At 57.1% G+C, this 23,175-nt stretch carries 21 protein-coding genes, 1 tRNA gene and 1 pseudogene; 7 read left to right on the top strand and 16 right to left on the bottom strand.

Going from position 1 to position 23,175, the window contains the following annotated elements:
• Positions 1 to 192 precede the first annotated feature (192 nt).
• Positions 193 to 1,116: a ribosome biogenesis GTPase YlqF gene (gene ylqF, locus J122_RS16725; protein ID WP_061333284.1), complete on the top strand. Its 924-nt coding sequence runs from the start codon at positions 193 to 195 to the stop codon at positions 1,114 to 1,116.
• Between the two features lie 274 nt (positions 1,117 to 1,390).
• Positions 1,391 to 2,143 carry a fumarate/nitrate reduction transcriptional regulator Fnr gene (fnr, locus tag J122_RS16720; protein WP_061333312.1) on the top strand — a complete coding sequence of 251 codons (753 nt, stop codon included), beginning with the start codon at positions 1,391 to 1,393 and terminating at the stop codon, positions 2,141 to 2,143.
• 27 nt (positions 2,144 to 2,170) lie between these two features.
• Here fnr and J122_RS16715 read toward each other — a convergent pair whose 3' ends face one another.
• A complete protein-coding gene (locus J122_RS16715) occupies positions 2,171 to 3,052 on the bottom strand; it encodes an SDR family oxidoreductase (RefSeq protein ID WP_061333283.1) in 882 nt (293 codons plus the stop codon).
• Positions 3,053 to 3,208: 156 nt separating this feature from the next.
• Between J122_RS16715 and J122_RS16710 the strand changes: the two genes are divergently transcribed.
• On the top strand, positions 3,209 to 3,565 hold the full coding sequence (locus tag J122_RS16710) for a hypothetical protein (RefSeq protein ID WP_058092233.1): 357 nt from the start codon (positions 3,209 to 3,211) through the stop codon (positions 3,563 to 3,565).
• 30 nt (positions 3,566 to 3,595) lie between these two features.
• On the opposite strand, the gene alr is transcribed toward J122_RS16710, so the two are convergent.
• From alr to rnr, 8 genes are all read right to left on the bottom strand, one after another.
• The gene (alr, locus tag J122_RS16705; RefSeq protein ID WP_061333282.1) at positions 3,596 to 4,669 is read right to left on the bottom strand and encodes an alanine racemase; all 1,074 of its coding nucleotides are present in this window, start codon (positions 4,667 to 4,669) and stop codon (positions 3,596 to 3,598) included.
• Positions 4,669 to 6,075, bottom strand: a complete 1,407-nt coding sequence (gene dnaB, locus J122_RS16700) for a replicative DNA helicase (protein WP_058092235.1) — start codon at positions 6,073 to 6,075, stop codon at positions 4,669 to 4,671. The genes alr and dnaB overlap by 1 nt, the downstream gene beginning before the upstream one ends.
• A 147-nt stretch (positions 6,076 to 6,222) precedes the next feature.
• The gene (rplI, locus tag J122_RS16695; RefSeq protein ID WP_058092236.1) at positions 6,223 to 6,669 is read right to left on the bottom strand and encodes a 50S ribosomal protein L9; all 447 of its coding nucleotides are present in this window, start codon (positions 6,667 to 6,669) and stop codon (positions 6,223 to 6,225) included.
• Positions 6,670 to 6,689: 20 nt separating this feature from the next.
• Positions 6,690 to 7,556, bottom strand: coding sequence for a hypothetical protein (locus tag J122_RS16690; protein WP_061333281.1), 867 nt, complete (start codon positions 7,554 to 7,556; stop codon positions 6,690 to 6,692).
• Positions 7,557 to 7,581: 25 nt separating this feature from the next.
• Positions 7,582 to 7,812: a 30S ribosomal protein S18 gene (rpsR, locus tag J122_RS16685; protein WP_008937282.1), complete on the bottom strand. Its 231-nt coding sequence runs from the start codon at positions 7,810 to 7,812 to the stop codon at positions 7,582 to 7,584.
• Between the two features lie 24 nt (positions 7,813 to 7,836).
• Complete coding sequence (rpsF, locus tag J122_RS16680; RefSeq protein WP_061333280.1) at positions 7,837 to 8,250, bottom strand: 30S ribosomal protein S6; 414 nt, start codon at positions 8,248 to 8,250, stop codon at positions 7,837 to 7,839.
• A gap of 243 nt (positions 8,251 to 8,493) precedes the next feature.
• Complete coding sequence (gene rlmB / locus J122_RS16670) at positions 8,494 to 9,231, bottom strand: 23S rRNA (guanosine(2251)-2'-O)-methyltransferase RlmB (protein WP_061333278.1); 738 nt, start codon at positions 9,229 to 9,231, stop codon at positions 8,494 to 8,496.
• Between the two features lie 25 nt (positions 9,232 to 9,256).
• Positions 9,257 to 11,716: a ribonuclease R gene (gene rnr, locus J122_RS16665; RefSeq protein WP_061333277.1), complete on the bottom strand. Its 2,460-nt coding sequence runs from the start codon at positions 11,714 to 11,716 to the stop codon at positions 9,257 to 9,259.
• Positions 11,717 to 11,967: 251 nt separating this feature from the next.
• Here rnr and J122_RS16660 point away from each other — a divergent pair.
• Together J122_RS16660 and J122_RS16655 are read left to right on the top strand one after the other, a co-directional pair.
• Positions 11,968 to 12,054, top strand: a tRNA-Leu gene (locus J122_RS16660).
• 277 nt (positions 12,055 to 12,331) lie between these two features.
• Positions 12,332 to 12,529 (top strand): hypothetical protein, encoded by a 198-nt coding sequence (locus J122_RS16655; protein WP_058092241.1) that lies wholly within the window; start codon positions 12,332 to 12,334, stop codon positions 12,527 to 12,529.
• On the opposite strand, the gene J122_RS16650 is transcribed toward J122_RS16655, so the two are convergent.
• Both J122_RS16650 and J122_RS28060 read right to left on the bottom strand, forming a co-directional pair.
• Positions 12,526 to 13,515 carry an L-threonylcarbamoyladenylate synthase gene (locus J122_RS16650; protein WP_061333276.1) on the bottom strand — a complete coding sequence of 330 codons (990 nt, stop codon included), beginning with the start codon at positions 13,513 to 13,515 and terminating at the stop codon, positions 12,526 to 12,528. The two genes, J122_RS16655 and J122_RS16650, sit on opposite strands and share 4 nt — an antisense overlap.
• A 6-nt stretch (positions 13,516 to 13,521) precedes the next feature.
• Complete coding sequence (locus tag J122_RS28060) at positions 13,522 to 14,121, bottom strand: DUF6671 family protein (protein ID WP_374787633.1); 600 nt, start codon at positions 14,119 to 14,121, stop codon at positions 13,522 to 13,524.
• On the opposite strand from J122_RS28060, the gene J122_RS16640 reads away from it, so the two are divergent.
• On the top strand, positions 14,038 to 14,256 hold the full coding sequence (locus J122_RS16640) for a hypothetical protein (protein WP_058092244.1): 219 nt from the start codon (positions 14,038 to 14,040) through the stop codon (positions 14,254 to 14,256). The two genes, J122_RS28060 and J122_RS16640, sit on opposite strands and share 84 nt — an antisense overlap.
• A gap of 86 nt (positions 14,257 to 14,342) precedes the next feature.
• Here the strand turns inward: J122_RS16640 and cysD are convergent, their stop codons facing one another.
• The 4 genes from cysD to J122_RS16620 all read right to left on the bottom strand — a co-directional run bounded on the left by cysD (position 14,343) and on the right by J122_RS16620 (position 20,792).
• Positions 14,343 to 15,257 carry a sulfate adenylyltransferase subunit CysD gene (gene cysD, locus J122_RS16635; protein ID WP_227510255.1) on the bottom strand — a complete coding sequence of 305 codons (915 nt, stop codon included), beginning with the start codon at positions 15,255 to 15,257 and terminating at the stop codon, positions 14,343 to 14,345.
• A 19-nt stretch (positions 15,258 to 15,276) separates the two neighbouring features.
• Positions 15,277 to 17,634, bottom strand: a complete 2,358-nt coding sequence (locus J122_RS16630; protein WP_061333275.1) for a YbcC family protein — start codon at positions 17,632 to 17,634, stop codon at positions 15,277 to 15,279.
• Positions 17,634 to 19,208, bottom strand: a complete 1,575-nt coding sequence (locus J122_RS16625) for an NADH-quinone oxidoreductase subunit L (RefSeq protein WP_061333274.1) — start codon at positions 19,206 to 19,208, stop codon at positions 17,634 to 17,636. The genes J122_RS16630 and J122_RS16625 overlap by 1 nt, the downstream gene beginning before the upstream one ends.
• A 561-nt stretch (positions 19,209 to 19,769) precedes the next feature.
• Positions 19,770 to 20,792, bottom strand: coding sequence for a Fe(3+) ABC transporter substrate-binding protein (locus J122_RS16620; protein WP_061333273.1), 1,023 nt, complete (start codon positions 20,790 to 20,792; stop codon positions 19,770 to 19,772).
• 194 nt (positions 20,793 to 20,986) lie between these two features.
• Here J122_RS16620 and J122_RS16615 point away from each other — a divergent pair, with 194 nt between their 5' ends.
• Positions 20,987 to 22,114, top strand: coding sequence for an ABC transporter ATP-binding protein (locus J122_RS16615; RefSeq protein WP_058092254.1), 1,128 nt, complete (start codon positions 20,987 to 20,989; stop codon positions 22,112 to 22,114).
• Here the strand turns inward: J122_RS16615 and J122_RS16610 are convergent.
• Positions 22,111 to 23,175, bottom strand: a pseudogene (locus tag J122_RS16610) (iron ABC transporter permease); the annotation flags it as partial. The gene J122_RS16615 and the pseudogene J122_RS16610 overlap by 4 nt on opposite strands.

Raw genomic sequence — 23,175 nt, 5'->3', positions numbered from 1 at the left:
TTGCTTTCACTGTTCAAGGCTGTACACACTAAAACATTCCAGCCCCACTTTTCACCCCGATCACCCTTCTTTTTGTACACACTTCCGAAAAAAACTCCGTCGGCTCCCGGCACACGGGGGTCGCAGCGACTATGAAAATTTGGTCATTCCCCTGCATAATGGCGCCTTTAAACAGCGAGCGGAGCACACACCATGGCGATTAACTGGTTTCCCGGGCACATGCACAAGGCCCGAAAGGAGATCAAAAAAGTCATGCCTCAGATGGATCTGATCATCGAGGTAGTCGACGCGCGCATTCCTTTCAGCAGTGAGAACCCGCTGGTGCCCTCGCTTCGTGGTGATACCCCGCTCATCAAAGTCCTGAACAAGCGAGACTTGGCAGACCCGGCGATCACCGATCAATGGCTTCAGTGGCTGGAGCAGGAACGGGGCGTTCGTGCCATCACCCTGACCCATAACGAACGTAAGGAAGCGTTGGGTATCCTCAAGCTGGCCGAGGAACTTACCCCCGGCCATGATCGGCAAAAAAGCGCGCTTCGGGTGATGATCCTGGGCATTCCGAACGTTGGCAAGTCCACCCTGATCAACACCCTTGCTGGCCGGCCCGCCGCCAAGACCGGCAACGAGCCGGCGGTTACCCGGGCCCAGCAAGCCATCAAATTGCCAGACAACATACTGCTCTATGACACGCCCGGCTTCCTATGGCCCAAACTGTCCCCGGAACAGTGCGGTTACCGGCTGGCCATTTCCGGCGCCATTCGCAGCGCGGTGCTGGATTTCGAAGATGTGGCGATGTTTGAAGCAGACTACCTGGTCAAGGCCTACCCGGAACTGGTGATGGCCCGCTACGGCCTGGAACAGCAACCGGCCGATGGCCTGGCCCTGATGGATGCCATTGCCGCGAAACGAAAGTTCTTCCGCCGGGGCGGTGTGCCGGACCTCCACAAAGTGTCTGAGATCCTGCTCAATGAATTCAGGGCGGGAACCATCGGCCGGATTTCACTGGAAACACCTGAGATGGTGGAGAGCGAACTTCGGCAGGCCCGGGCCGAAGAGGAAGCCAGAGAAGCCGAGAAGCAGGCCCGTGCCGAGCAACGCAAGAAGAAGTCGTCCTGAGGCGATACCCACTCGGTGGGCACCCGATCAGTTAGACCAAAGCCTTCTTAAAATCCACGCATAAGACTAGACTCTTTTGCTATACTTGATTTTGATCAATGTGTGAGAATCCAGATGTTTCAGCATTGGCACCCATGGCGGTCCGCTAAATTTTAAGCGTATCCGGATTGGCCATGGTCTTGCTTCCTGAGCAGGGGCAATCCTTGCCAACCAGGAATGAGGACGGCTGCGCATAACGGCAGCCTGATATGGATCAACCCGGATGTTCGTCAATATGGCCCAGGCAATTCGACTTCACCAAGTGTCTCCCCTCAAGGCCTCCTGCCAGCAGTGCAGCCTGAGCAACCTGTGTCTTCCGCTGGCGGTGGAAGAAAACGATCTGGAGCGATTGGAAGACATTGTCCAGCAGGGACGGATTTTCAATCGCGGCGAGCACATCTTTGATCAGAGCACGCCGTTCCGCTCGTGCTTTGCGGTCAAGAGCGGTTCCATCAAAACATCCATCATTACCGAAGGTGGCGACGAGCAAGTGACTGGCTTCTTCATGCCCGGCGAACTGGTGGGGCTCGACAGTATGAGCAGCGAACACTACGCCTGCACCGCGAAAGCCCTGGAACGCACCAGCGTGTGTGAGTTCCCGGTAGACAAACTGGAGGAACTCACCGGCAAGTTGCCGGAACTGCAGCACCACATGTACCACCTGATGAGCCAGGAAATCCAGAATAGCCATCAACTGGCCATGCTGCTGAGCAAGAATACCGCCGAAGAGCGCATCGCTGCCCTTTTGCTGTCTCTATCCAGCCGGTTCCGCCGTCGCAGAATGTCGCCCACCAACTTCAGCTTGCCCATGGCGAGAAACGATATCGCCAATTTCCTGGGGCTGGCCGTGGAAACCGTGAGCCGGGTGTTCACCCGCTTCCAGAATCAGGGCATCATCCGGGCCAGGGGCCGGGAAGTAGAACTTCTTGATGTTGAGGCCCTGCAGATGGTCACCCGGGATTTCGCTCGCCAGGGCTGCCAGCAGTAAGCCCGGGGACCAACAGCGCCGGCAGCTTCAGGAGCTCGCTGGCGCCTTGTCTGCTTCTGCCTCCGGCGAGGTTTTCAGCATCGCCACCTCCTCTGACAACCAGGTTCGCCACGGCAACTGTTTAATGCCGAAGGTGTTGCGAATCTTGCTGCACACCATGGTGGTATTCACCGGCTCCAGATGCCCCCACTCGGGCACTTCATCCACTATCCTTATGTCTTCGGGAATACCGGGCATCCCGGCAATCGCCAGCCCCAGCTCATAGAGGTTGATTTCTTCAGCCCCGGCGTACTGATAGGTGCCCCATACCTCAGCGCCACAATCTACCTGCAGAACCACCGCGGTAATCACCCGTGCCAGATCCTGCACGGCCACCGGCTGGCCTTTGCAACGCCCGGGCAAATGCAGCCCTTCATTACCAGCGGTGCTTTTCTGGACCTTCTCGATAAACCGGGCGAGGCTCCAGCCGGTTCTGAGCAGGATGTGCCTGGGCAATACGGTGCGAAGCGCCTGCTCACACTCCCACTGCCAGCGGCCCAGTTCATTGACTGGTTGCCCGGGATTGGAGGCAATGTAAGCCGCCTGCTTGCGGCCATCAAAGACATAGCAAGACGACAGCTGTAAAAGGGCCATGTTGCGGTCACGGGCAAACTCCGCCAGCGCCAGGGGTAGGGAAAACGCCGCCTGGTGCGTTGCCTCGCGATTATCCTCGGCCTTTTCGGGGTCTACCAGCCACAGGGCATTCACAATCAGGTCAGTGTCTTCAGGAATCCAGTTTTCCAGAGCGTGCAAGTCGGCATTGGCCGGGTCGCTGACCAGCAAAGGGCTGACCTGAAGATGGGTTCTTCGCAGCCGCTCCAGCAACACCCTGCCAAGAGGGCCATAGTCGTGAACCACAAGTACATGCACGTTGAATCACTGCCTCCGGAATATCACTGATATGACGGGCGCTGGCAATCACTCAGGCCAATGGCCCGGGCAATCCATTTGCTGCACTATCATGCAACTTCAAGCGCCGGTGTAAAACCCATTCTCACTGACGAGCATACAACAACAGGAACCTCTATGCTGAAACAACAAAGCCATATCGTGGCCCCCATCCCGGACGAACTGCGCACCCGGGCCCTGTATACCGTAAGCGAGCTCAAGGGGCGCGGTAAAGCCGATAAGGAAGCCATCGAAAAGCTGTACAACCTGATTGTCGAGCTGACTGAACAGGGCCTGGATTTCTTCTTCCTGGAGCCCCTGCGGCGCCTGAATGCCAGCAGCATGATGATGGGCATGGCCAAAATGGGCATCAGCAGCATGCTTAAAGGCAGCAAGATGGTTGTTCACAAGGTGCTGAAAAAGCTGGATGACCGGAGCCTGGCGGCGATTCTCGACTTTATCGAAGAAATCATTCACGAACCTGAAGCCCACTAAACTCGCCCAAGAGCCCTGTGGGTCTGCCTTTTACTCGCAGACCCTGGGCACTCTGGCGGTGACCCCGGTCAGCAGCTCGTAGCCTATGGTACCGGCACAGCTTGCGACTTCGTCGACGCTGACCGTCGTACCCCACAGCTCCACGGGATCACCCTCACGGGCCTCTGGCGCACCGGTCAGATCGACTGCCAGCATATCCATGGATACCCGGCCCAACAGGCGAATGCGCTTGCCACGAATGGCTGCCGGCGTTCCGGTACCGGCATGGCGAGGATAACCATCACCATACCCGATGGCCACCATACCCATTCGGGTATCCTCCTGAGCCACCCAACCTGCACCGTAACCCACAGATTCTCCGGCGCGAACAACCCGCGTGCTGATCAATGGCGCCTCAAGAGTCATCACTGGCTGCAGTCCCAACTCCGGGCCGGTCTTGCCAATCATGGGCGAGGCCCCGTACAGCATGATACCGGGCCGACTCCAATCATAGAGCGGCTGGCCCGGCCGAAAATGGGCCGCAGAATTGCCGACACTGCGCATTAACGCTGGCCAGGCAGCCGTGGCGTTCTCAAACAAACGGGTTTGATGATCGGTCATACCGCTGGTGAGGTCATCAGCACAGGCGAAATGGGTAACAAACCCCAGCAATGGCCCCGTCGTCGCTGACGGCCTCAAGGCGGCAACCACGGAATCCAGTTCTTCCGGGCGAAACCCCAAACGGTTCATGCCAGAGTTCACTTTCAGCCAGAATCGGGGGTTTGGGCCCGCGGCCAGCCAGTCAAGTTGCCCGTGGCAATGCATCACGGGCTCAAAACCATGTTGTACGCAATCACGCAAGTCGTCAGGGGTATGCACGCCCTGCAGCAACACGACGGGCTGCCCGAGGCCGACGCTCCGGATTGCCAGCGCTTCCTCAATACAGGCTACGGCAAATTTTTCGACCTCGCCGGCCAGGGCCCGGGCAACGTTAACAATCCCGTGGCCATAACCATCCGCCTTGACCACTGCCATGGCACGCGCGCCACCGGCCCTGGCCTGAGCCAACCGATAATTATGCCTTAGAGCATCCAGGTCAACGCGGGCAACGGTACTGCGTGGCATTAATAATCACCACCGTAATCGCTGTAATCGCCGTGGGCCAGATCTTCAAACTTGGTGTATTTACCGATGAACGCCAGGCGAATGGTGCCGATAGGACCATTCCGCTGCTTACCAATAATAATTTCCGCGATGCCCTTATCCTGGGTGTCTTCGTTGTAGACCTCATCCCGGTATACGAACATGATAACGTCGGCATCCTGCTCGATCGCACCGGATTCCCGCAGATCCGAGTTCACCGGCCGCTTGTTGGGCCGCTGCTCCAGGCTACGGTTAAGCTGTGACAGCGCCACCACCGGGCAGCTCAGCTCCTTGGCGATACCCTTCAGGGATCGCGATATTTCCGAAATCTCTGCCGTCCTGCCCTCGGTATTGCCAGGCACCCGCATCAACTGCAGGTAGTCGACCATGATCAGGCCGATTTTGCCGCCATTTTCCCTGGCAATCCGCCGTGCCCGTGACCGCATCTCCGTCGGGCTCAGGCCCGGCGTATCGTCAATATAGAGGGGTTTGTCCTTGAGCAGGCTCACCGCAGAGGTCAGCCGAGGCCAGTCATCTTCCTCCAGCTTACCGCTCCGGACTTTGGTCTGGTCTATCCGCCCCAGGGAAGACAGCATACGCATGGCCAGAGCGTCTGCCGGCATTTCCATACTGAACACCAGTATCGGCGTGCCGGTACTGATCAGAGCGTTCTCGACAATGTTCATGGCGAAGGTGGTCTTACCCATGGAGGGCCGGCCTGCAACGATAATCAGGTCCGCTGGCTGCATACCGGAGGTCTGGTCATCCAGATCCCGGAAGCCCGTAGTCAAACCCGTGGTCTGTTCACCGGATTCAAACAGCTCTTCAATACGGCTCAGCGTTGTCGCCAAAATGGGATTGATTGCCTTGGGGCCAGAGCCTTCCTTCGACCGGGATTCGGCGATCTGGAATACGCTGCGCTCGGCCTCGTCCAGAATCTCGCTACTCTTTCGCCCCTGGGGATTGAACGCAGAGTCGGAAATCTGGCCAGAGACCTCCACCAGTTTTCGAAGCACCGAACGCTCACGGACAATCTCGGCATAGGCACGGATGTTCGCCGCACCCGGCGTTTTCTCTGCCAGCTCGGCCAGATACGACAAGCCACCGGCATCTTCAATGTCACCGGCACGCTCCAGAAACTCGGCCAGGGTAACCACATCCAGGGGTTCACTTTCACTGGCGAGGCGCTCCACGGCACCAAAAATCAACCGGTGGTCCTGGCGGTAAAAGTCAGCAGCAGAAATGATCTCAGAGACTTCATCAAAACGCCGGTTATCCAGCATCAAACCACCGAGCACCGCCTGCTCCGCTTCAACAGAATGGGGCGGAACCTTGATACGGCTGGTTTCCGGATCAATGGATGCAGGTTTCAGAGTGGGATTGGCCATAAACACCAGACAACGTTGAATTGAATAACAGGAAACAAGAATACCAGAAAGCAACGGGCCCGAAACCGTTTCCGGCTCGGGCCCGTCTCAGAATGCTCAAGCCGTTGGCTTCAACACTCCATGCTTACATCAATCAACGATGACCGATTACTCGGCAACAACCGCCAGCTTGATGGTTACTTCTACGTCTGAGTGCAGCTGCAGTTCGATCTCGAACTCGCCAGTGGTCCGGATAGGACCTTCCGGCAGACGAACTTCGCTCTTCTCGACTTCCGTGCCACCGGCAGAAACCACGTCTGCGATGTCACGAACACCGATAGAACCAAACAGCTTGCCTTCGTCACCAGCCTTGGAGGTAATGGTGAAGGATGCACCTTCCAGAGCTTCGGCACGGGCCTGGGCAGCAGCCAGCTTCTCAGCAGCCGCTTTTTCCAGCTCAGCGCGACGCTCTTCGAACGCCTGTACGTTTGCGGCCGTGGCAGGAACAGCTTTGCCGTACGGCAGCAGGAAATTACGACCGTAACCGGCCTTAACCTTTACCTTGTCACCCAGGGAGCCAAGGTTTGCTACTTTCTCGAGCAGAATAACTTCCATCTCGTTAACCTCTTCGTGCTTTATTCAGCTGGCCCGGCGGGTTGTATACGCCCCCGGATATCCAGCCAGCTATCCACAAAAGCCAGAACCAATAACAGCAACATCAGACTCGGACCCAGCAATACCAGCGCCAGATAAAACATGGCCAGCCAGTTACCGCTCAACTGCTTACGACCAACAACACCGTGAACCAACCCCAGCGCAGCGATGAACAGCGGCGTACCCGCTGCCCAGGCCAACAGCATGGAATTGAGCCCCAACACCGGGCCAATCACCATGGTGAGTGCACAAACCACCGCAATGGCCGGCGACAACCTCAGGGCATGGAATTCCTTGCGGAATCCGCCGGGGTTATAGAGCCCCGCCTGCCAAGCCCTCGCCAGCATGGTCATACCAACCGCTGTCGCGAAGTAAGTGCCAGCCATACTGGCGTTCATGGTGTCCCGGATGATCAGCTCAAGATCGCTGCCCAATGACCGGGCCACTTCGGCGTTGTACTGCCCGTAAAAGCTGACACCGGTCTGAACCAGATCGTTCAGCAGTGCCGGATACATGACGGGCAACATCAACCCGCTCAATATCGCCAGAAAAGCACCCGACAACAGTGCTTTCTCCCAGGCCAGGGTTGTTCGCAGGATGGATGCCATCAGCATCACCTGCAGCAGTACCACCAGTGACGTTGGATCCTGGCCGTAAACGGCCCAGCCCAACGCCGGCATTAATGCCCAGAGGCCGATATTCAACCCCTGCCGGATGCCCAGTCTGAGAATGACCAGGCCAATAACCGCTGCGCCAATCCAGAACAACAGGGGCACTGCAGTGGTAACTGCTGCAACCCCGCCAGCCTGCAGGGGACCGCGCATTACATATTGTGCCAGTGCACGCATGGTCCCGGGTCCTGTCTATCTGTGCTTAGTGGTCGTGGCTGTCCGTATACGGCAGCAGTGCCAGGTAGCGGGCACGCTTGATAGCGGTAGCCAGCTGACGCTGATAACGTGCTTTGGTGCCGGTGATACGGCTGGGCACGATTTTGCCGGTTTCAGTGATGTAGCCTTTCAGGGTGTCCAGATCTTTGTAATCGATCTCTTTCACACCTTCTGCCGTGAAGCGGCAGAACTTACGACGTCTGAAAAAACGAGCCATAACGTAACTCCTAACTCCGGTTGATTACTCTTCTTCGTCCTGGGATGCGCTCTGACGATCTTCAGAGTCAGCTGAACGACGCGGACGATCGTCTCCGCCGGAACGACGGTCCTCACGGGACTCGGCAGCTTTCATCGGAGACATGTCGGTAACAGCCTCATCGCGACGCAGAATCAGGTCACGGATGATGGCATCGTTGAACCGGAAGTTATGAGTCAGCTCGTCCATAGCGGCTTGTGAACACTCAGCGTTCATCAGCACGTAGTGAGCCTTGTGGATCTTGTTGATCGGGTAAGCCAGGTGACGACGGCCCCAATCTTCCAGGCGATGTACCTTGCCGCCATCTTCAGTGATGACGCTGGTATAACGCTCGATCATTGCGGGCACCTGCTCGCTCTGATCCGGATGTACCATAAAAACGATTTCGTAGTGACGCATGAGTTCTCCCTACGGTTTAAACAGCTTTCTTCTGCGGCGGGCGCGGTTAAGCCCCGTTCCCGAGCACGAAAGCAAGGAGGTGACAGCAAAGCTGCCGGCTTCTTTTTGCTTTTATCAACAAGGCCTTAAATATAAAGACCCGATCAAAAGCCAGGTTCTGCCTGCCTGCATTCAGGCAATACAAAACCACCCCTTGGAAAAGGGGTCACGTATTCTAGGCGTATGGGCGGTGTTGTGCAAGGCTTAACCGAGCCGCTGGCGCAGGGCTTCATACAGGCAAACTCCGGTCGCCACCGACACGTTCAGGCTATCGACATGCCCCAGCATGGGAATGTTGATCAACTGGTCGCAGTGTTCCCGGGTTAAACGGCGCATACCCTTACCCTCGGCGCCCATCACCAGGGCCACCGGCCCCTTGAAGTCTGCCTGATACAGGTTTGCAGTCGCCTCTCCGGCCGTACCAATCAGCCAAACGCCGAGTTCCTTGAGCTCGCGCAGGAAGCGAGCCAGGTTGGTCACCCGAACAAACGGCACGGTCTCCGCCGCACCACAGGCAACCTTTCGGGCCACCGGGGTCAGCGAAGCGGATTTGTCCTTGGGCACAATCACCGCCTGCACTCCCACGGCATCTGCCGTACGCATACAGGCACCGAGGTTGTGCGGGTCGGTCACCCCGTCCAGCACCAGCAGGAATGGTGGTTTGCCACTGGCGGCCAGCTGGGCCAGCAAGTCCGCTTCGGTCCACTCACGGCTTTCCGCCACGGCGGCAACAATACCCTGGTGAACACCGGCGACCCGCTCATCCAGCTCACGACGATGCACCACTTTCCAACGCACACCCAGGCTATCCAGGGTGTCGGTAACCGATTTAACCCGCTTATCCTGCCGCCCGGTCTGAATCCAGACTTGCTGCAGGCGCTCCGGTTCCCGCTTGAGAACGGCATCGACGGCATGCCAGCCAAATACATATTCCTGTGACACTGACGCTTATTTCCTGTGAAACGGTTTAATTTCGGGGCTTACGGGCTTTACCGCCGGCAGAGGGCTTACCCCTGCCACCTTTTCGGGACGCCGCCCTGGCCGCCTCGGCTGCCAGCTTCTCCTTGGCACTCTCAGGCTTGGCAGATTTACCGCGCTTTCCACCCTTTCCGCCCTTACCGGCACGACCACCTTTACCGCGGGTCTCGCGTTTGGACATGTCCAGGGCGTCACGATCTGCTGTCCGCTTTCTGGGCGTACTGACCAGTTCCAGATCAATCTTGCGATCTTCCAGCCCTACCCGAACAACCCTGACGCGAACCTCATCCCCTAACCGGAAGCTCACCGCGGTGCGCTCACCGATCAGGCGGTGCTTGGCGGAATCGTGGTGAAAGTAATCGCCACTGAGGGTGGACACGTGCACCAGCCCCTCAATATAGATATCCGACAGTTCGACGAAGAAACCGAAGGGTGTGACGGCCGCAATCACACCATCGTGCTCCTCGCCCACGTGATCCCGCAGGAACTCGCACTTGAGCCAGGCCATCACGTCACGGGTGGCATCGTCGGCACGGCGCTCGATCATCGAGCAATGCTCACCCAGCTGCTCCATACGGGCATAGTCGTAGGGATACACCGCCAGCTCCGGATCGTGGCTTTTCGGCGACACCACGTCTTTCTGAACGTCCGGATTGTGAATCCGGGACTTGATGGCCCGATGAACGATCAGGTCCGGATACCGGCGAATGGGCGAGGTAAAGTGGGTATAGCTGGGAAAGCCCAGACCAAAATGGCCAGCTTCTTCCGGGCTGTATACCGCCTGACTGAGGGAACGCAGCATCACCATCTGGATCACATTGGCATCCGGACGGTCGGCAACCTGGGCCAACAGCTGCTGGTAATCCCCGGAGGTTGGCTTGTCACCGCCCCCTAACTGCAAACCGAGCTCACCCAGGAACAAGCGCAGGTTATTCAGACGCTCCTCAGAGGGCCCATCGTGCACCCGGTAAAGCGCCGGCACCTGATGCTTTTTCAACAGCCGGGCCGTGGCCACGTTGGCGCAGAGCATGCACTCTTCTACGATCTTGTGGGCATCGTTGCGGTGCACCGGCACGATTTCCTCAATCTTGCGCTCGGCATCAAAAACGATTTTGGTCTCGGTGGTCTCGAAATCAATCGCTCCACGCTCAGTCCGGGCACGGCGTAGCAGCTTATAAAGCTCATAGAGGTTATGCAGATGCGGCAGCAAATCGGCGTAATGGGCCGACAGCTTGTACCCCTGCTCCGAGTCCGGGTGCTCCAGCATGGCACTGACCTTGTTATAGGTCAGCCGGGCATGGCTGCGCATAACCGCCTGGTAGAAGGTGTAGCCACTGATATTACCGGCTGCGCTGATGGTCATATCCGCCACCATACACAACCGATCGACACCCGGGTTCAGTGAACACAAGCCATTGGAGAGCTTCTCCGGCAGCATGGGCACCACGTGGTCCGGGAAGTACACCGAGTTACCCCGACGAATCGCCTCCTCATCCAGCGGCGAGCCAGGGCGTACATAGTGCGACACATCCGCAATGGCCACGACCAGCCGGTAACCGCCACGGGGCCGGGGCTCACAGTAGATGGCGTCATCAAAATCACGGGCGGTTTCATCATCAATGGTGACCAGCCGCATGTTGCGGATATCCACCCGGTTCGCCTTGTCTTTCTCGGCAACCTCTTCGGGAATGCCCGCCGCCTGCTCGCCCACGGCGGTTGGCCAGCTGTGTGGAATCTCGTAAGAGCGGATTGCTACGTCGATTTCCATCCCCGGAGCCATATGCTCCCCGAGAACTTCAACAATACGCCCTGTTGGCTGGGTGCGCACGGTGGGCTGGCGCAGAATTTCCACCACCACGTACTGGCCGTGCACAGCCTTACCGGCGTGCTCATCCGGCACCAGAATCTCGTGATTGATGCGGGCATTCTCGGGCACCACAAATGCAATGCCACTCTCCTTGAAGAAGCGACCAACCGTCTGACTGGTGCGATGCTCCAGAACCTCGACAATTACCCCTTCACGGCGACCACGATCATCCACGCGGTCCACCCGGGCAGCCACCCGGTCACCATGAAACACCTGGCGCATCTGGCGCGCGGTGAGGAACAGGTCTGAGCCGCCGTCATCGGGAATCAGGAACCCGAAGCCATCTTTGTGCCCAGTCACCTTACCCGTGACCAGATCCGCCTCTTCAATGGGCAGGAACGCATCCCGGCGGTTACAGATCAACTGGCCATCACGGCACATGGCAATCAGCCGTCGCCGCAACGCCTCGATACCTTCCTTGGACGTTTGCCCCAGTTCCTGGCACAACGTTTCATGAGTGGCCGGCGCACCGCGCTCTTTCAGGTGCTTAAGAATAAACTCCCGGCTCTGGATGGGGTTTTCATACTTCTGGGCCTCACGTTCAGCGTGAGGATCCCGTCCTTCTTTCTTCCTGGAAACCATTCGGATCCTTGTTATCAGGCCGCAAACACTGCGGCGGAATTCATTATTCCAGCAGTATAACGTCGGTAGGCGGTACCTGCCTAACCGCGGGCTGATTTATAGGCATAAATACGGCGAAAAGATTTTTGAAAAAATATTTGACAGCGTTCGGGGGAATTATTAAAGTACGCGCCATCGGTTGAGGGGCAACGCCTCAATACTGGCAAAACGCTAGGTTTTCAACAAACTAACAGCGATTTTGCAAATCACCTGCCGAGGTGGTGAAATTGGTAGACACGCTAGCTTCAGGTGCTAGTGGGGGCAACCCCGTGGAGGTTCAAGTCCTCTCCTCGGCACCATCACTTTCCCCAAGTGGTGTAGATCAGAAACTTAATCTAGAATCAATTACTTAAGACTCTATTTTGCACACAGATATTTTGCTGTGGGTATAAGAATAACCGCAGCTCATAGTCCGTCGAATAGTGGAAACTACTTTATTCGGAAAAATATACTAGGCACTGTGCTCCATCACTAGGAAACTGCTTTAAAGTTTGCGACTTTGGGAAGCCTGCAGTAAAGCCGCCCGAGTATAAAGTGTCTCCGAAATCCAAAACTCGTCGCAATCAAGAAAACAAGATGCCTATTCTGGCTCAGCTGAGGATGGGCCCCATCAATGCAGGTGTCAGCGTCGATCAGCTTTTGGTTGCACTCGATAACCAACGTTTTTCCGGCCATAAGCTAGCTGCGTTGCTTCTGGACCAGTTTTTCATTTTGCAAATAAGTAATGACCTCCGCCCTGAATTCTCTCTCAAAGGTCAGGCTGTGCCGGGTTAAGTGAATTGTTCGCTACAGGCCCGTTTCAGCCGATCATGAATGGCCAGCCAGCGGCTTTCCCGGGGCGGAAGCTCAATCACGATCCGATCGACGTTTGCCTTGTCCATGGAGTGCATGGCGGTGTAGAGCATGCGAGCGTACTCATTTGGATCGGCGCTGAGCATGATGGATTCGGATGCCCGTTCGCCCGGTGGCGACTGCCACCAGATAACGCCAAGCTTTTCGCCTGCCGGCGTGAAGTCCGGCAGAAGCCCGGCGAACCGATCCGTGGCCACGCCAACGGTAGGTGTGACCGGCTGATAGTGGCGCTTTACGCTCCCAGGCACGGCCTGACTGGCGATTCTGCCTGGCGCGAGCGTGATGCCCAGGCAGGCTTCGATATCACGCTGTGCGATCTGTCCGGGCCTGGCAATGACTGGTGTATCGCCGGTCAGATCGATAATGGTGGACTCGATGCCTACCGAGCAGTCCCCGCCGTCCAGTACCGCCTCGATTTTGCCGGACAGGCCTGCGAGCACATGCTCTGCGGTTGTCGGACTGATCCTGCCATAGGGATTGGCGGACGGAGCAACCAGATCCCGCCCAAGCTCCTCCATGGTCGCTAGCGTGGCCGGGTGCGCCGGCATTCTTACCGCCACGCCCGGATTGCCGCCGGTAATGAAATCGCTGATGCCGCTTTTCTTTGGCAGTAGCAGCGTTAATGGGCCGGGCCAGAATTCCTTGATCAACTGCATGGCGGTTTCCGGGATATGGTCTACCCAGAGCCGGACCCTGTCCACTGAGGCAACATGCACGATCAGGGGATGTCCGACCGGGCGCTGCTTTGCTTCAAAAACTTTTATGACCGCCTGTTCGTTGCTGGCATCGGCCGCCAGTCCGTACACAGTTTCCGTGGGCACGGCGACAAGGTGGCCGGCGAGGAGCAGGTCAGCTGCTTTCTCAATGTGAGCAGATTTTGTTGCGTCTAACTTGATGGTTGCGGGCATAGGGTCTCAGGGATTACAGGTTGGGCAAAAATCGGGTTCGGTTGTCACGGCCTCCACGGGGCTTGATTCTTTGTAGTCGCATGCTTGGCAGGACCAGACATAAGTTCTGGGTCGGCTTGTAGGTGTATCGCACGCACTGCAGGGCAGTCCTCTTTCAAAATCGGTTATCCAGAAGCCGGGCAGAACACAACTGGGACACAAGCTTTCCATTTTGGCTCGGAGATTTTCTGCAGCAAGGCCAATGTTGGCCATTCTACCTGGAGAATGATGTGCGCGAAGGTCGTATTCGACGAAAACCTGTCCAGACGCCGAGTTGCCTCGAAGCGCTCTGAACCGGGTATTGATTTCATGCTGGTGATGCAGTCCCTTGTGAATGTCCGGGTGCCCTGCATGCTCGGGCCGCATTACCAGCCCCTGACCCGTGGGGCAGCGATCCATAAACCTCTTCAGTTCTTCAACAGAACTTACGGAGGCCTGTTCAAGGCCAAACGGCGCCGCGTGTTCTCCGTAAAGAGTTAGGCCGTGTTTCTGGTCAAACAAGCACACAATCTCCAGATTGATGCAGAAAAGACCACCGCCGAAGGCTCCTTCGCTGCCGAGGCCAATACGATTTTCGCCCTGCTCCGAAGCGATTTTCGCTTTCTCGAGCGCAGTCTCCCGTTGACCGGCGAAACGCTCTATTTCTCGGGTAAAGGTCCCGAGGCGATCGGTGTCGAAGCTGCTGTCGCAGGTTACTGTTAACCCCAGCTGTTCCAGTGGCCGCGCAATGGCGGGTAACTTGCCGTGCCGGGTTAGCAGGATCGCTGAACGGGCGTTCCAGTGCGACATCAAAAATAGCCTTCACGTTTTTTCCGTTCCATGGAGGCTGTTTGATCCTTGTCCAACAGACGACCGTCACGCTCACTTGTCCGCACCGACATCATTTCCAATACAATATCTGAGGCCGTCGTCGCGGTGCTCTCGACGGCACCTGTCTGCGGGTAGCATCCAAGCGTTCGGAATCTGATGGTTCGTGTTTCGAGCGAAGCCTCTTCAGAAGGCGTTAGATGAGGCAGCATTCGGTCATCATCAAGAGCCAGGATGGTTCCTGTGTCGTCGTCCAACCAGCTCAGGCGTGGGGAAGAATAGTATAGGGGCACTATCTCAACGTTTTCCCGAAGGATATACATCCATATGTCGAGCTCAGTCCAGTTTGAAAGAGGGAAGACTCGAACTGATTCGCCCTTGTTGATCTTGGTGTTGTAGATGGCCCAGGGTTCTGGACGTTGATTCTTTGGGTCCCACTGCTGGGATTCGTCTCTCACGGAGAAGATGCGCTCTTTGGCTCGGGATCTTTCCTCGTCCCGTCGAGCGCCGCCCAGTGCTGCATCGAATCGATAATGGGCAAGCGCTTGCTTCAAAGCCTGAGTTTTCATTTGGTCGTTATATACGACAGAACCGGATCGGATCGGGTGGACGCCAGCATCTAGCGCCTCCCTGTTAATCCATACCCGTAGGTCAAGGTTGAGCTTTTCCACCAAGGCGTCCCGGAACCGCCCCATCTCGGCGAATTCCCAGGTTGTATCTATATGCAGCAGGGTGAACGGCACGTTGCCGGGCCAAAAGGCCTTCCGCGCAAGGTGCAACATGACTGTTGAGTCCTTGCCGATGGAGTAGAACATGCAGGGCTTTTCGAAGCATGCGGCCACTTCCCGCATGATATGAATCGCTTCTGCTTCAAGATGGTCCAGATGGGTCAGCACGTTTTGTCACCCCGCTCCGTCAGCCAACTTTTGCGCCGGTTTCCCACTGATTCCGGTAAAAACGTTCGATCAATGTCTGCTCGTCATCGACCCGGAACAGGTATAGCCACTCATTATCGATCAGGTCCTGCACCACTTTGTGCTTTGTGGCTATCTCGGCAATGGCATCTTTGGGGGCAGCAATGTAAACGCTCAGGCGGAGTGGTTCGTGCATCCAGCGCTGGCCATCGTGTACCGACTGCAGTGGCAGCCCGATCCGCAAGTCGCCGCCGTTGCCCTCGAAAACGCCCAGGTGGCCGCCAACCACGTTATGCAGGACTTTGTTTCCGCTGCCGTAATGAAAGTTATCGGTAACGGACATGAAGTACTGCAGGTTGATCCAGTGGGTGACCACCATGGGCGCGGTCATGATCAGTTCGAGGATTCCGAAGCCCTCGTCTTCGCGCCAACGGTAGTCGTGGAGGAAGCTGCGACCTCCCAGATCCAGGTGTCGTGTGGCTGAGCGGGGCGCCACTATAAAGCTGGCGTTCCCGGCTAGCCCCCATTCTGGGCGAACTTCGGACCAGTCCTGGCTGCGTTTTCTGATGGCGCTGTCGACGTCATTTTCGGTCGCGATTCCAAGACGAACCGCTCGTTCACTGCGTGCCTGGGCACCGGCCCTGGCCAGGAAATGCCGGATGTCGTCGGGAACGTCACCGGCGCACTCTATCTCGTCGGTGGTGGTGTTATGCAGTGCTCCCACGAAACGGGTTTCCGATGGGATGGAAATTCCCTGGTCAGCCAGGGCCGCGCGTACCTCGGCGTCGTTGAGTATGCCGGCGAGCACACGAACATTCACCGAGCCGGTCTGGCCTCCGCAGGCGCCGCAGTCCAGGCCCGCGGCATGTGGGTTGTTGCGGGTACTGCTGCCGTGCCCGACCAGCAGTACGGTGGGCGCAAACTCATGAGTCAGGGTCATGGCCCGGAGAATACCGCCCGCCAGCTCTGCTTTCTCTTCAGCTCCCAACAGGGCGCCATTCTGGCGGATCTCGAACTCGGTATGTCCTTTATGGAGCTGGTCGACCGGGTTAGCCGAGGATTTGCCAAAAAAGGTCTTGCGCACCATGCGTCCCAGACCTGCCAGCCCCATGCTCTCGATAAAGCTGAAGCTGGCCGGTCCCGCGTTGGAAAACTGTGACCAGTGGGAATGGTTGGCCAGTGACTGCCGACTGAAGCGTCCAGACGGCTCGGCCTCTGTGACCTCTAGCGCGGGCGCCAGCAAACCCGGTAGTTGGGGCCGGGAAAACCCGGTGCCTTTGGGGCGGTACGAAATCGGTAGCCCGAAGAAACCCGCAAACCCAAGAGTCTGGATCGCGGAGTCCTGGGCTTCCAGCGCACGGCGAAAAACCTCCGAGCGAACATCAATGCAGAAGGCGGCCTGAAGTTTGGGTGGCTGGTCGTTCGTCCATTGCTTTTCAGATTTTGACAGAAGTTTATCGGCCAGCTGTGCCTGGTAGGCCGTCTCGGCTTCTGTAAGTTGGCGCCACCCCATGGTTTGGGATTTTTCATGGATCTCCAGCATTTCGGGCCAGGTGTCCCACTGTTGAAGCCAACCCCGTTTCAGCTCGGCGAAGATGGCACCGCCAATGTGTTGAACATGCCGCCAGATGGCCAGTTCCCAGGCCAGCCGGATGGCTAACAGGCCCGGCAGTAAATCTTCCTCGCTGCCACGCAGTCTTGATTGCCAACGGAGGTAGGCGGCCCAGGATGACCATCCGTTGATATCCAGCAGGAGCGCGTGGGCATAATCCGCCGTGTAGGAAGGCTCTGCCGCGAGGGCGTTGAAGGCGTCTGTGATCAGCTTATCGTGCTGATCGGGCAGGACCTGAAATTGGGAAGGCAATGATGGCTCTTCCATGACGATGGCAATGCCACGGTCTGCCCGGGTCATTTCCAGCCAGCTTTGATACAGATCCTGGGCATCCGCCCTGAAATCTCCCGCATCCAGGCGCTGGAAGTAGTCGCCGCAGAACTGACTGATCTGGTGAATAACCTCGTCCTGCCAGCCCACGTGATGGGCGGTATCGCGGTTGCGATCCAGTTGGGCGCTGAGATTCTGCCAGTGCTCCGGCATGCTGGCAGTTTCGGCCGGGACAGCACCATTACCCTGGTGTAGAAGCGCGGCCTGATTCTGACAGCCGATACCGTTGAGTGCCGCCATGCGTGAGGCTACCTTGGTAAACGGCAGATCCCGCATTTCCCAGAACGGGTTAACCGCGATCATCTGATCCAGCGGCCAGGACGGCGCAATCCGATTGCAGGCATCGGTGACGGCTTCCTGCCAATCCGGCGTGTCGGTGTTTGCTTCGGTGGTGGCATTAAGATTGGACGCTAACATTACACGGACTCCCTGGAACCAGAAGTTGAGGACACGCTGACCACGGCCCGGGGCCGCACAACATCGGGCAGTTTCGCCGGCCAGATTTTCAGGGTCAGGCGCGTGGACCACTCATCGAGATAGCCTGCGGCAAACAGGAATCGGTAAAGCCTGGCGCCGGCGGGTGAGAAACGGTGATAGCGAATCTGGTAGTAGCCGCGCACGAGCAGGGCGATCAGGATAGCGACGAAACCCACGGCTACCAGTCCTGCCTGGCTATCCGGTGGCGTCAGCACCAGACTGAAGAAGGTTTTCTGAAGCCAGTACAGAGCCCAGAAAACGGCACCAAGAATCAAGCCTCTGCCAAGGGTGAAAACGCCACCGCCCGCAGCCAAGAATTCTGAAAGCAAAATCGTCAACGCGATGCCAGGCACGACCCATGAAAAAAGATCTGCCGGTCTTGCCTCGTTGGCCAGGAAGATGGTCGGCAGCATGAACAGGGCCGAAAAACAAACAGCGGTCAGCCACTGCCCAGGGCCGGGCTGGTTGATTTCAACCAGACGTTTTTTCATCGACAGCTCGACTGTGTTGCCCGCGTTAAGGAAGGTGTGTGCCTTGTAGGCGGAATGGGCCACGAGGTGCAGGAGCGCCAGCTCGTAAAGGCCTAGAGCGCACTCAACCAGCATCCAGCCCATTTGGGCGCAGGTTGACCAGGCCAGCCTCACCTTGATGGAGATGCGCGTCATCATGACGAGGCTGGCAAACACAGCAGTAGGTCCCGCCACCAACAATAAAAGCCATTGGGCAGCGCTTGCCTGGACAATCAGCGGCGCCATCAGAATCATCAGGAAGCCGCCAAGGTTAACAACGCCAGCGTGAAGCAGCGCAGACACCGGGGTGGGTGATTCCACCACCTGGATCAGCCAGCCGTGGAAAGGCATCTGGGCGCATTTAAAGAGGGCAGCCGCTGCCATCAGGATCGCAGCAATTTGCGCTGCGGCGGGCAGTTCTGATGAAGTGGATACCTGGGCCAGGATCCGATCAATAAATGGTGTGTCGTACTGGACATAAAGCAGGAGGAACGCCAGTGCCAGGCAGAACTCCGCAATTCGCGCAAAGATGAATTTTTTGTGCGCGGCCAGGGCGGCGCGTGGGCGATCAGGAAAGAACATCAGCAACTGGTGCAGGCTTGCGCTGATGGCAATCCAGCTAACTAGAAACACCAGCAAATGATTGGTGATGGCGATCATGGAAACGCTGGCAAGGATCCCCTGAAGCCAAATCATGAAGCGGCGCTGGCCCGGTTCCCCTGCAAGATACCTCTCCGAGAAACGTCCCAGCACCATTCCCAGCAAAGTGGTCAGCAGCAACATGATCGACGCCAGAGGCGCTTGACTGAACCAGACGCCATCGACCGGCCACCACCAACTTCCGATTGCAGCGGCCACAGCAGATACAAAGGCAAGCTTGAAGGTCAATGACCGTGCGAGAAGGCTGTTCTGGTTGGTTGCCAATCCGGTCGCGACTGCTCCAACACCGAAAAGCAGCGGTACCAGCAGTGAGAAGGAGAATTCGATCGCCTGAACATCGAGCATGCGAGGACCTCGGGATCAGAAGTATTTAGTCCGCGTAGTATCCAAGGCTTTTGCTGCAAACAAAAATATATATATCTTATTAGATTGTTCGATATTAAAGAACGGACTAGGCGATTTACAAACACACTGCAAGACAGCCATCTCAACCACTTTGATGACCATGTGACGATCGTGCCTCGGCTGTCGCTGTGGATCCCTCTGATAGATGACAGTATGAGCTGAGTCACCTCTGCCCATGCAGGCTCAGGGCGAGATATCCAAGCTTAACAACCGCTGGCTGACAGTTTCAAAAATCGGCACATAAGACGTGTGGGGAAAGGACTACAGCAGCTTTGAATCGTCTGACACCTCAGAATTGCTCCTTTGCAAAGAACACCACCGCTTCGCACAAAAAAGCCGCTCACTGGGCACAATGAGCTTTATCGAAATGTTCACCGCAACTGGATAAAGCCCAATTGAAGGTCAAGACAGAAACAACAAGTGGGCGCCAAAGTAGCGCCCACTTGTTTTCATGTAACAGATCTTCTCAAATACTACCCGTTTAGGGCAGCGGCGCTGCAATCAACGCCAACCTACCCTATCAAAGATCTTAACCGCTTCAGGATTGTTGGTACCCAGTACACTGACATTGATGTCATCAATGTTCAGGTTACCCCAGGAATCCAGCACCGGGTTCTTCAGAACACCCTCTACTGCCGGGTACTCGTGATTGCTCTCGGCGAAGATCTGCTGGGCCGTATCGGAAGCCAGGAACTCCAGGAACCGCACCGCGTTGTCTTTGTTCGGTGCAGTGGCTACGACGCCCGCACCGCCGATGTTGGCGTGCACGCCACGGCCGTCCTGGTTCGGGAAGATGATGCCGACTTCACGGGCCACTTCACGATCAGCAACATCGTCGGAGTTCAGCAGGCGGGCATAGTAGTAGTGGTTGCCAACGGCCAGGTTGCATTCACCGGCGGCTACGGCGCGAATCTGGTCGGTATCGCCACCCTGGGGATCACGAGCCATGTTGTCGACAACACCCTGGGCCCACTCCTGTGACCCTTCTTCACCATGGTGCTCGACCAGGCTGGCCAGCAGAGACTGGTTGTAGATGTTGCTGGATGAACGGATGCAGATTTCGCCCTTGAACTCGGGCTTCGCCAGATCTTCGTACTGGCTGATCTGGGCCGGATCGAAATCAGAGCGATCGTAGTAGATCACACGCAGGCGCTGACTGAAACCAAACCAGTGGCCTTCAGGGTGACGCAGGGTATCCGGCAGTCGGCTGTTCAGGGTTTCAGAATTGACCGGCTGGAAAATGCCTTCCTGGTCGGCACGCCAGAGGTTGCCCGCATCGACTGTGATCAGGATATCCGCCGGGCTGGCGACGCCCTCGCGCTTGATCCGCTGGATCAGTGCATCCGACTTGCCTTCGATCAGGTTAACCTTGATGCCGGTTTCCTCAGTGAAAGCATTGTAAATGGCCTGGTCGGAATCATAGTGGCGTGCGGAGTACAGATTCACTTCACTCGCAGATACACTGGTTGCCGCCAGGGTGGTTGCCAGTACAGAAGCTGCCAATTTCGCTTTATGAGATACCACGGGATCAATCTCCTTGGTTGTTGAGCGTTATTAAGGGTGATAACGATTTGTATTTACCGCAATTAGACCCAACTTCTTTGTGGAAGTCAATAAATGGGAATCAGTCGCTTTTACGTATTCAATACACAATTAGATGCAAGAAGATTACAATCTCATTTTCACCACAGTTTGTACCGGAAGGTTGGATTGGCAACATGAGCATTTACCAGCAAAGCCCCACCTACAACGACCAACTTGAAAACGGTCTGTCGGGCCCGTCACTCATGCTTGACCGGGTGCATTGCCAGTTTCATGGCGATAGCGTTGTCAGAGACATCAACCTCCACCTGGAGGCGGGCGAGGTGGTGTGTCTGCTCGGGCCATCGGGTTGTGGTAAAACGACCCTTTTACGGATCGCAGCAGGGCTTCAGGTACCTTCCAGTGGCAAGGTGTTTCTGGGGCGGTCGCTGGTCTCGGCCCCCGGTGGCGTCCAGGTGCCACCTGAGAAACGCAACGTGGGCCTGGCCTTCCAGGAATCTGCACTTTTCCCGCACCTGACTGTGCTTGAAAACGTCTGCTTTGGCATCAGCACTCTGCCCAAGAAGCAGAAACAATCCAGGGCGCTGGATCTGTTGGAACGCCTGGGCATGGCGGGTGCCGCCAATGTTTACCCACATACACTGTCGGGTGGTCAACAGCAGAGGGTCGCCCTGGCCAGAGCTCTTGCGCCGTCTCCGAGGGTGATGCTACTGGATGAGCCTTTTTCCAGCCTCGATGCCCGCCTGCGCGATCAGATCCGCGACGACACCTTGCATGTGCTCAAGGAACTGAACACGGCAACCCTTCTGGTTACCCATGATCCCGAGGAAGCCATGTTCATGGCCGATCGAATCGCTCTGATGCGTGATGGCGAGATCGTGCAAACTGGCTCGCCCACGGAACTCTACTGCAACCCGGCCGAGCCCTTCGTGGTCAATTTCTTCGGTCAGGTGAATGAACACGTCGGGATTGTGCATGACGGCCAGGTAGCGACGCCTCTGGGCCGACTGGACGCGTCAGGATTCGACGAAGGCGCCAATGTCAGAATTCTGATTCGACCTGAGGCGGTCAAAGTGACGCCCCTGGAGGGGAAGGTCGCTGATGATCGCACCAGCCATGTCATTATGTCCCGCCTACTGGGGCCCACCAGCCTGTTGCATATTTGCGCCCATGGACCAGACGGTCAGGAGATGCACCTGCACGCCAAAGTGCCGGGTGTGTTTCTGCCAGAAGAAGGTCAGGCAGTCTCCCTTGAGCTGGATATGTCCCAGGTTTTCCTGTTTGAGGCAGAAACCTGGCGTTAACCCCGGTCATTGCCCGGACGGGATCGGCGCATCGCCAGGCTGAGAATCACTACAGGAATGATGCCCACGGCAACAATGGTCAGGGAGGACATGGCGGATTCTGCCAGCCGCTCGTCAGAGGCCAGACTGTAGGCACGCACCGCCAGCGTATCAAAGTTGAACGGCCTGAGAATGATGGTGGCCGGCAGTTCCTTCATCACATCCACGAACACCAGAATACCTGCTGCCAGCAGACTGCTGCGCATGATGGGCGTGTGCACCTTGCGCAGAGTCCCACCCGCTGTTTGGCCCAGCGTGCGGGCCGCTGCGTCCATGGACGGCGTCACTTTCCCGAGACTGGCCTCGACGGTGTTGAACGACACCGCCAGGAAACGCACGGTATAGGCATAGATTAGGACAAATGCACTGCCACTGAGCACCAACCCCACCATAAAGCCAAAGCTGTCCCTCAGAAAAAGGTTCAACTGCTGGTCTGCCCAGGCCAGGGGGATCATGATGCCAACCGCAACAACCGACCCCGGGATGGCATAGCCCATGGCTGCAATCCGATTGGCGCCCCTGACCCAGGAACTGGGATTCAGGCGTGCGCCATAGCTCAGCATAACTGCAAGACCAACGGCCACTAGCGCCGCGCTCGACGCCAGGATGAAGCTGTTGAACGCGAACTCCAGGAAGCGGGTACCGAAAAGGGCATCGCCGGTGGTCATGGCCATTTCCAGGAGGATCAGCGCTGGCACAATGAACCCGATCAGAATGGGCAGGAAGCAGACCAGAAAGGCCAGGGCGGCCTGTCGGGATTTGAGCGAATACTCCGGCAGAGCCTGGTAGCGCGCCGAGGTATGGTATTGCTTGCCTCCGCGGGAAACCCTTTCAAGAACCACAACTAATACCACGAACACCAGCAGACAGGCCGCCAGCTGCGCAGCCGCCACCGGCTCACCCAGACCAAACCAGGTACGATAGATGCCGGTCGTGAAGGTATCCACACCAAAGAACTGGACCGCCCCGAACTCGTTCAGCGTTTCCATCAGTACCAGTGTGACCCCGCCGATAATGGCGGG

It is taken from the genome of Marinobacter excellens LAMA 842, from assembly GCF_001574445.1.
Classification (GTDB): domain Bacteria; phylum Pseudomonadota; class Gammaproteobacteria; order Pseudomonadales; family Oleiphilaceae; genus Marinobacter; species Marinobacter shengliensis.
This window is presented reverse-complemented; position numbering and strand designations above follow the sequence as displayed.

Coding starts and splice junctions, on each gene's coding strand:
- J122_RS16625 (WP_061333274.1), bottom strand. CDS start 19,208: ATGCTCGATGTTCAGGCGATCGAATTCTCCTTCTCACTGCTGGTACCG.
- ylqF (WP_061333284.1), top strand. CDS start 193: ATGGCGATTAACTGGTTTCCCGGGCACATGCACAAGGCCCGAAAGGAG.
- dnaB (WP_058092235.1), bottom strand. CDS start 6,075: ATGGCCAATCCCACTCTGAAACCTGCATCCATTGATCCGGAAACCAGC.
- J122_RS16690 (WP_061333281.1), bottom strand. CDS start 7,556: ATGCGTGCACTGGCACAATATGTAATGCGCGGTCCCCTGCAGGCTGGC.
- J122_RS16710 (WP_058092233.1), top strand. CDS start 3,209: ATGCTGAAACAACAAAGCCATATCGTGGCCCCCATCCCGGACGAACTG.
- fnr (WP_061333312.1), top strand. CDS start 1,391: ATGGCCCAGGCAATTCGACTTCACCAAGTGTCTCCCCTCAAGGCCTCC.
- J122_RS16655 (WP_058092241.1), top strand. CDS start 12,332: ATGCCTATTCTGGCTCAGCTGAGGATGGGCCCCATCAATGCAGGTGTC.
- rpsF (WP_061333280.1), bottom strand. CDS start 8,250: ATGCGTCACTACGAAATCGTTTTTATGGTACATCCGGATCAGAGCGAG.
- alr (WP_061333282.1), bottom strand. CDS start 4,669: ATGCCACGCAGTACCGTTGCCCGCGTTGACCTGGATGCTCTAAGGCAT.
- J122_RS16650 (WP_061333276.1), bottom strand. CDS start 13,515: ATGCCCGCAACCATCAAGTTAGACGCAACAAAATCTGCTCACATTGAG.
- rpsR (WP_008937282.1), bottom strand. CDS start 7,812: ATGGCTCGTTTTTTCAGACGTCGTAAGTTCTGCCGCTTCACGGCAGAA.
- J122_RS16615 (WP_058092254.1), top strand. CDS start 20,987: ATGAGCATTTACCAGCAAAGCCCCACCTACAACGACCAACTTGAAAAC.
- rnr (WP_061333277.1), bottom strand. CDS start 11,716: ATGGTTTCCAGGAAGAAAGAAGGACGGGATCCTCACGCTGAACGTGAG.
- rplI (WP_058092236.1), bottom strand. CDS start 6,669: ATGGAAGTTATTCTGCTCGAGAAAGTAGCAAACCTTGGCTCCCTGGGT.
- J122_RS16630 (WP_061333275.1), bottom strand. CDS start 17,634: ATGTTAGCGTCCAATCTTAATGCCACCACCGAAGCAAACACCGACACG.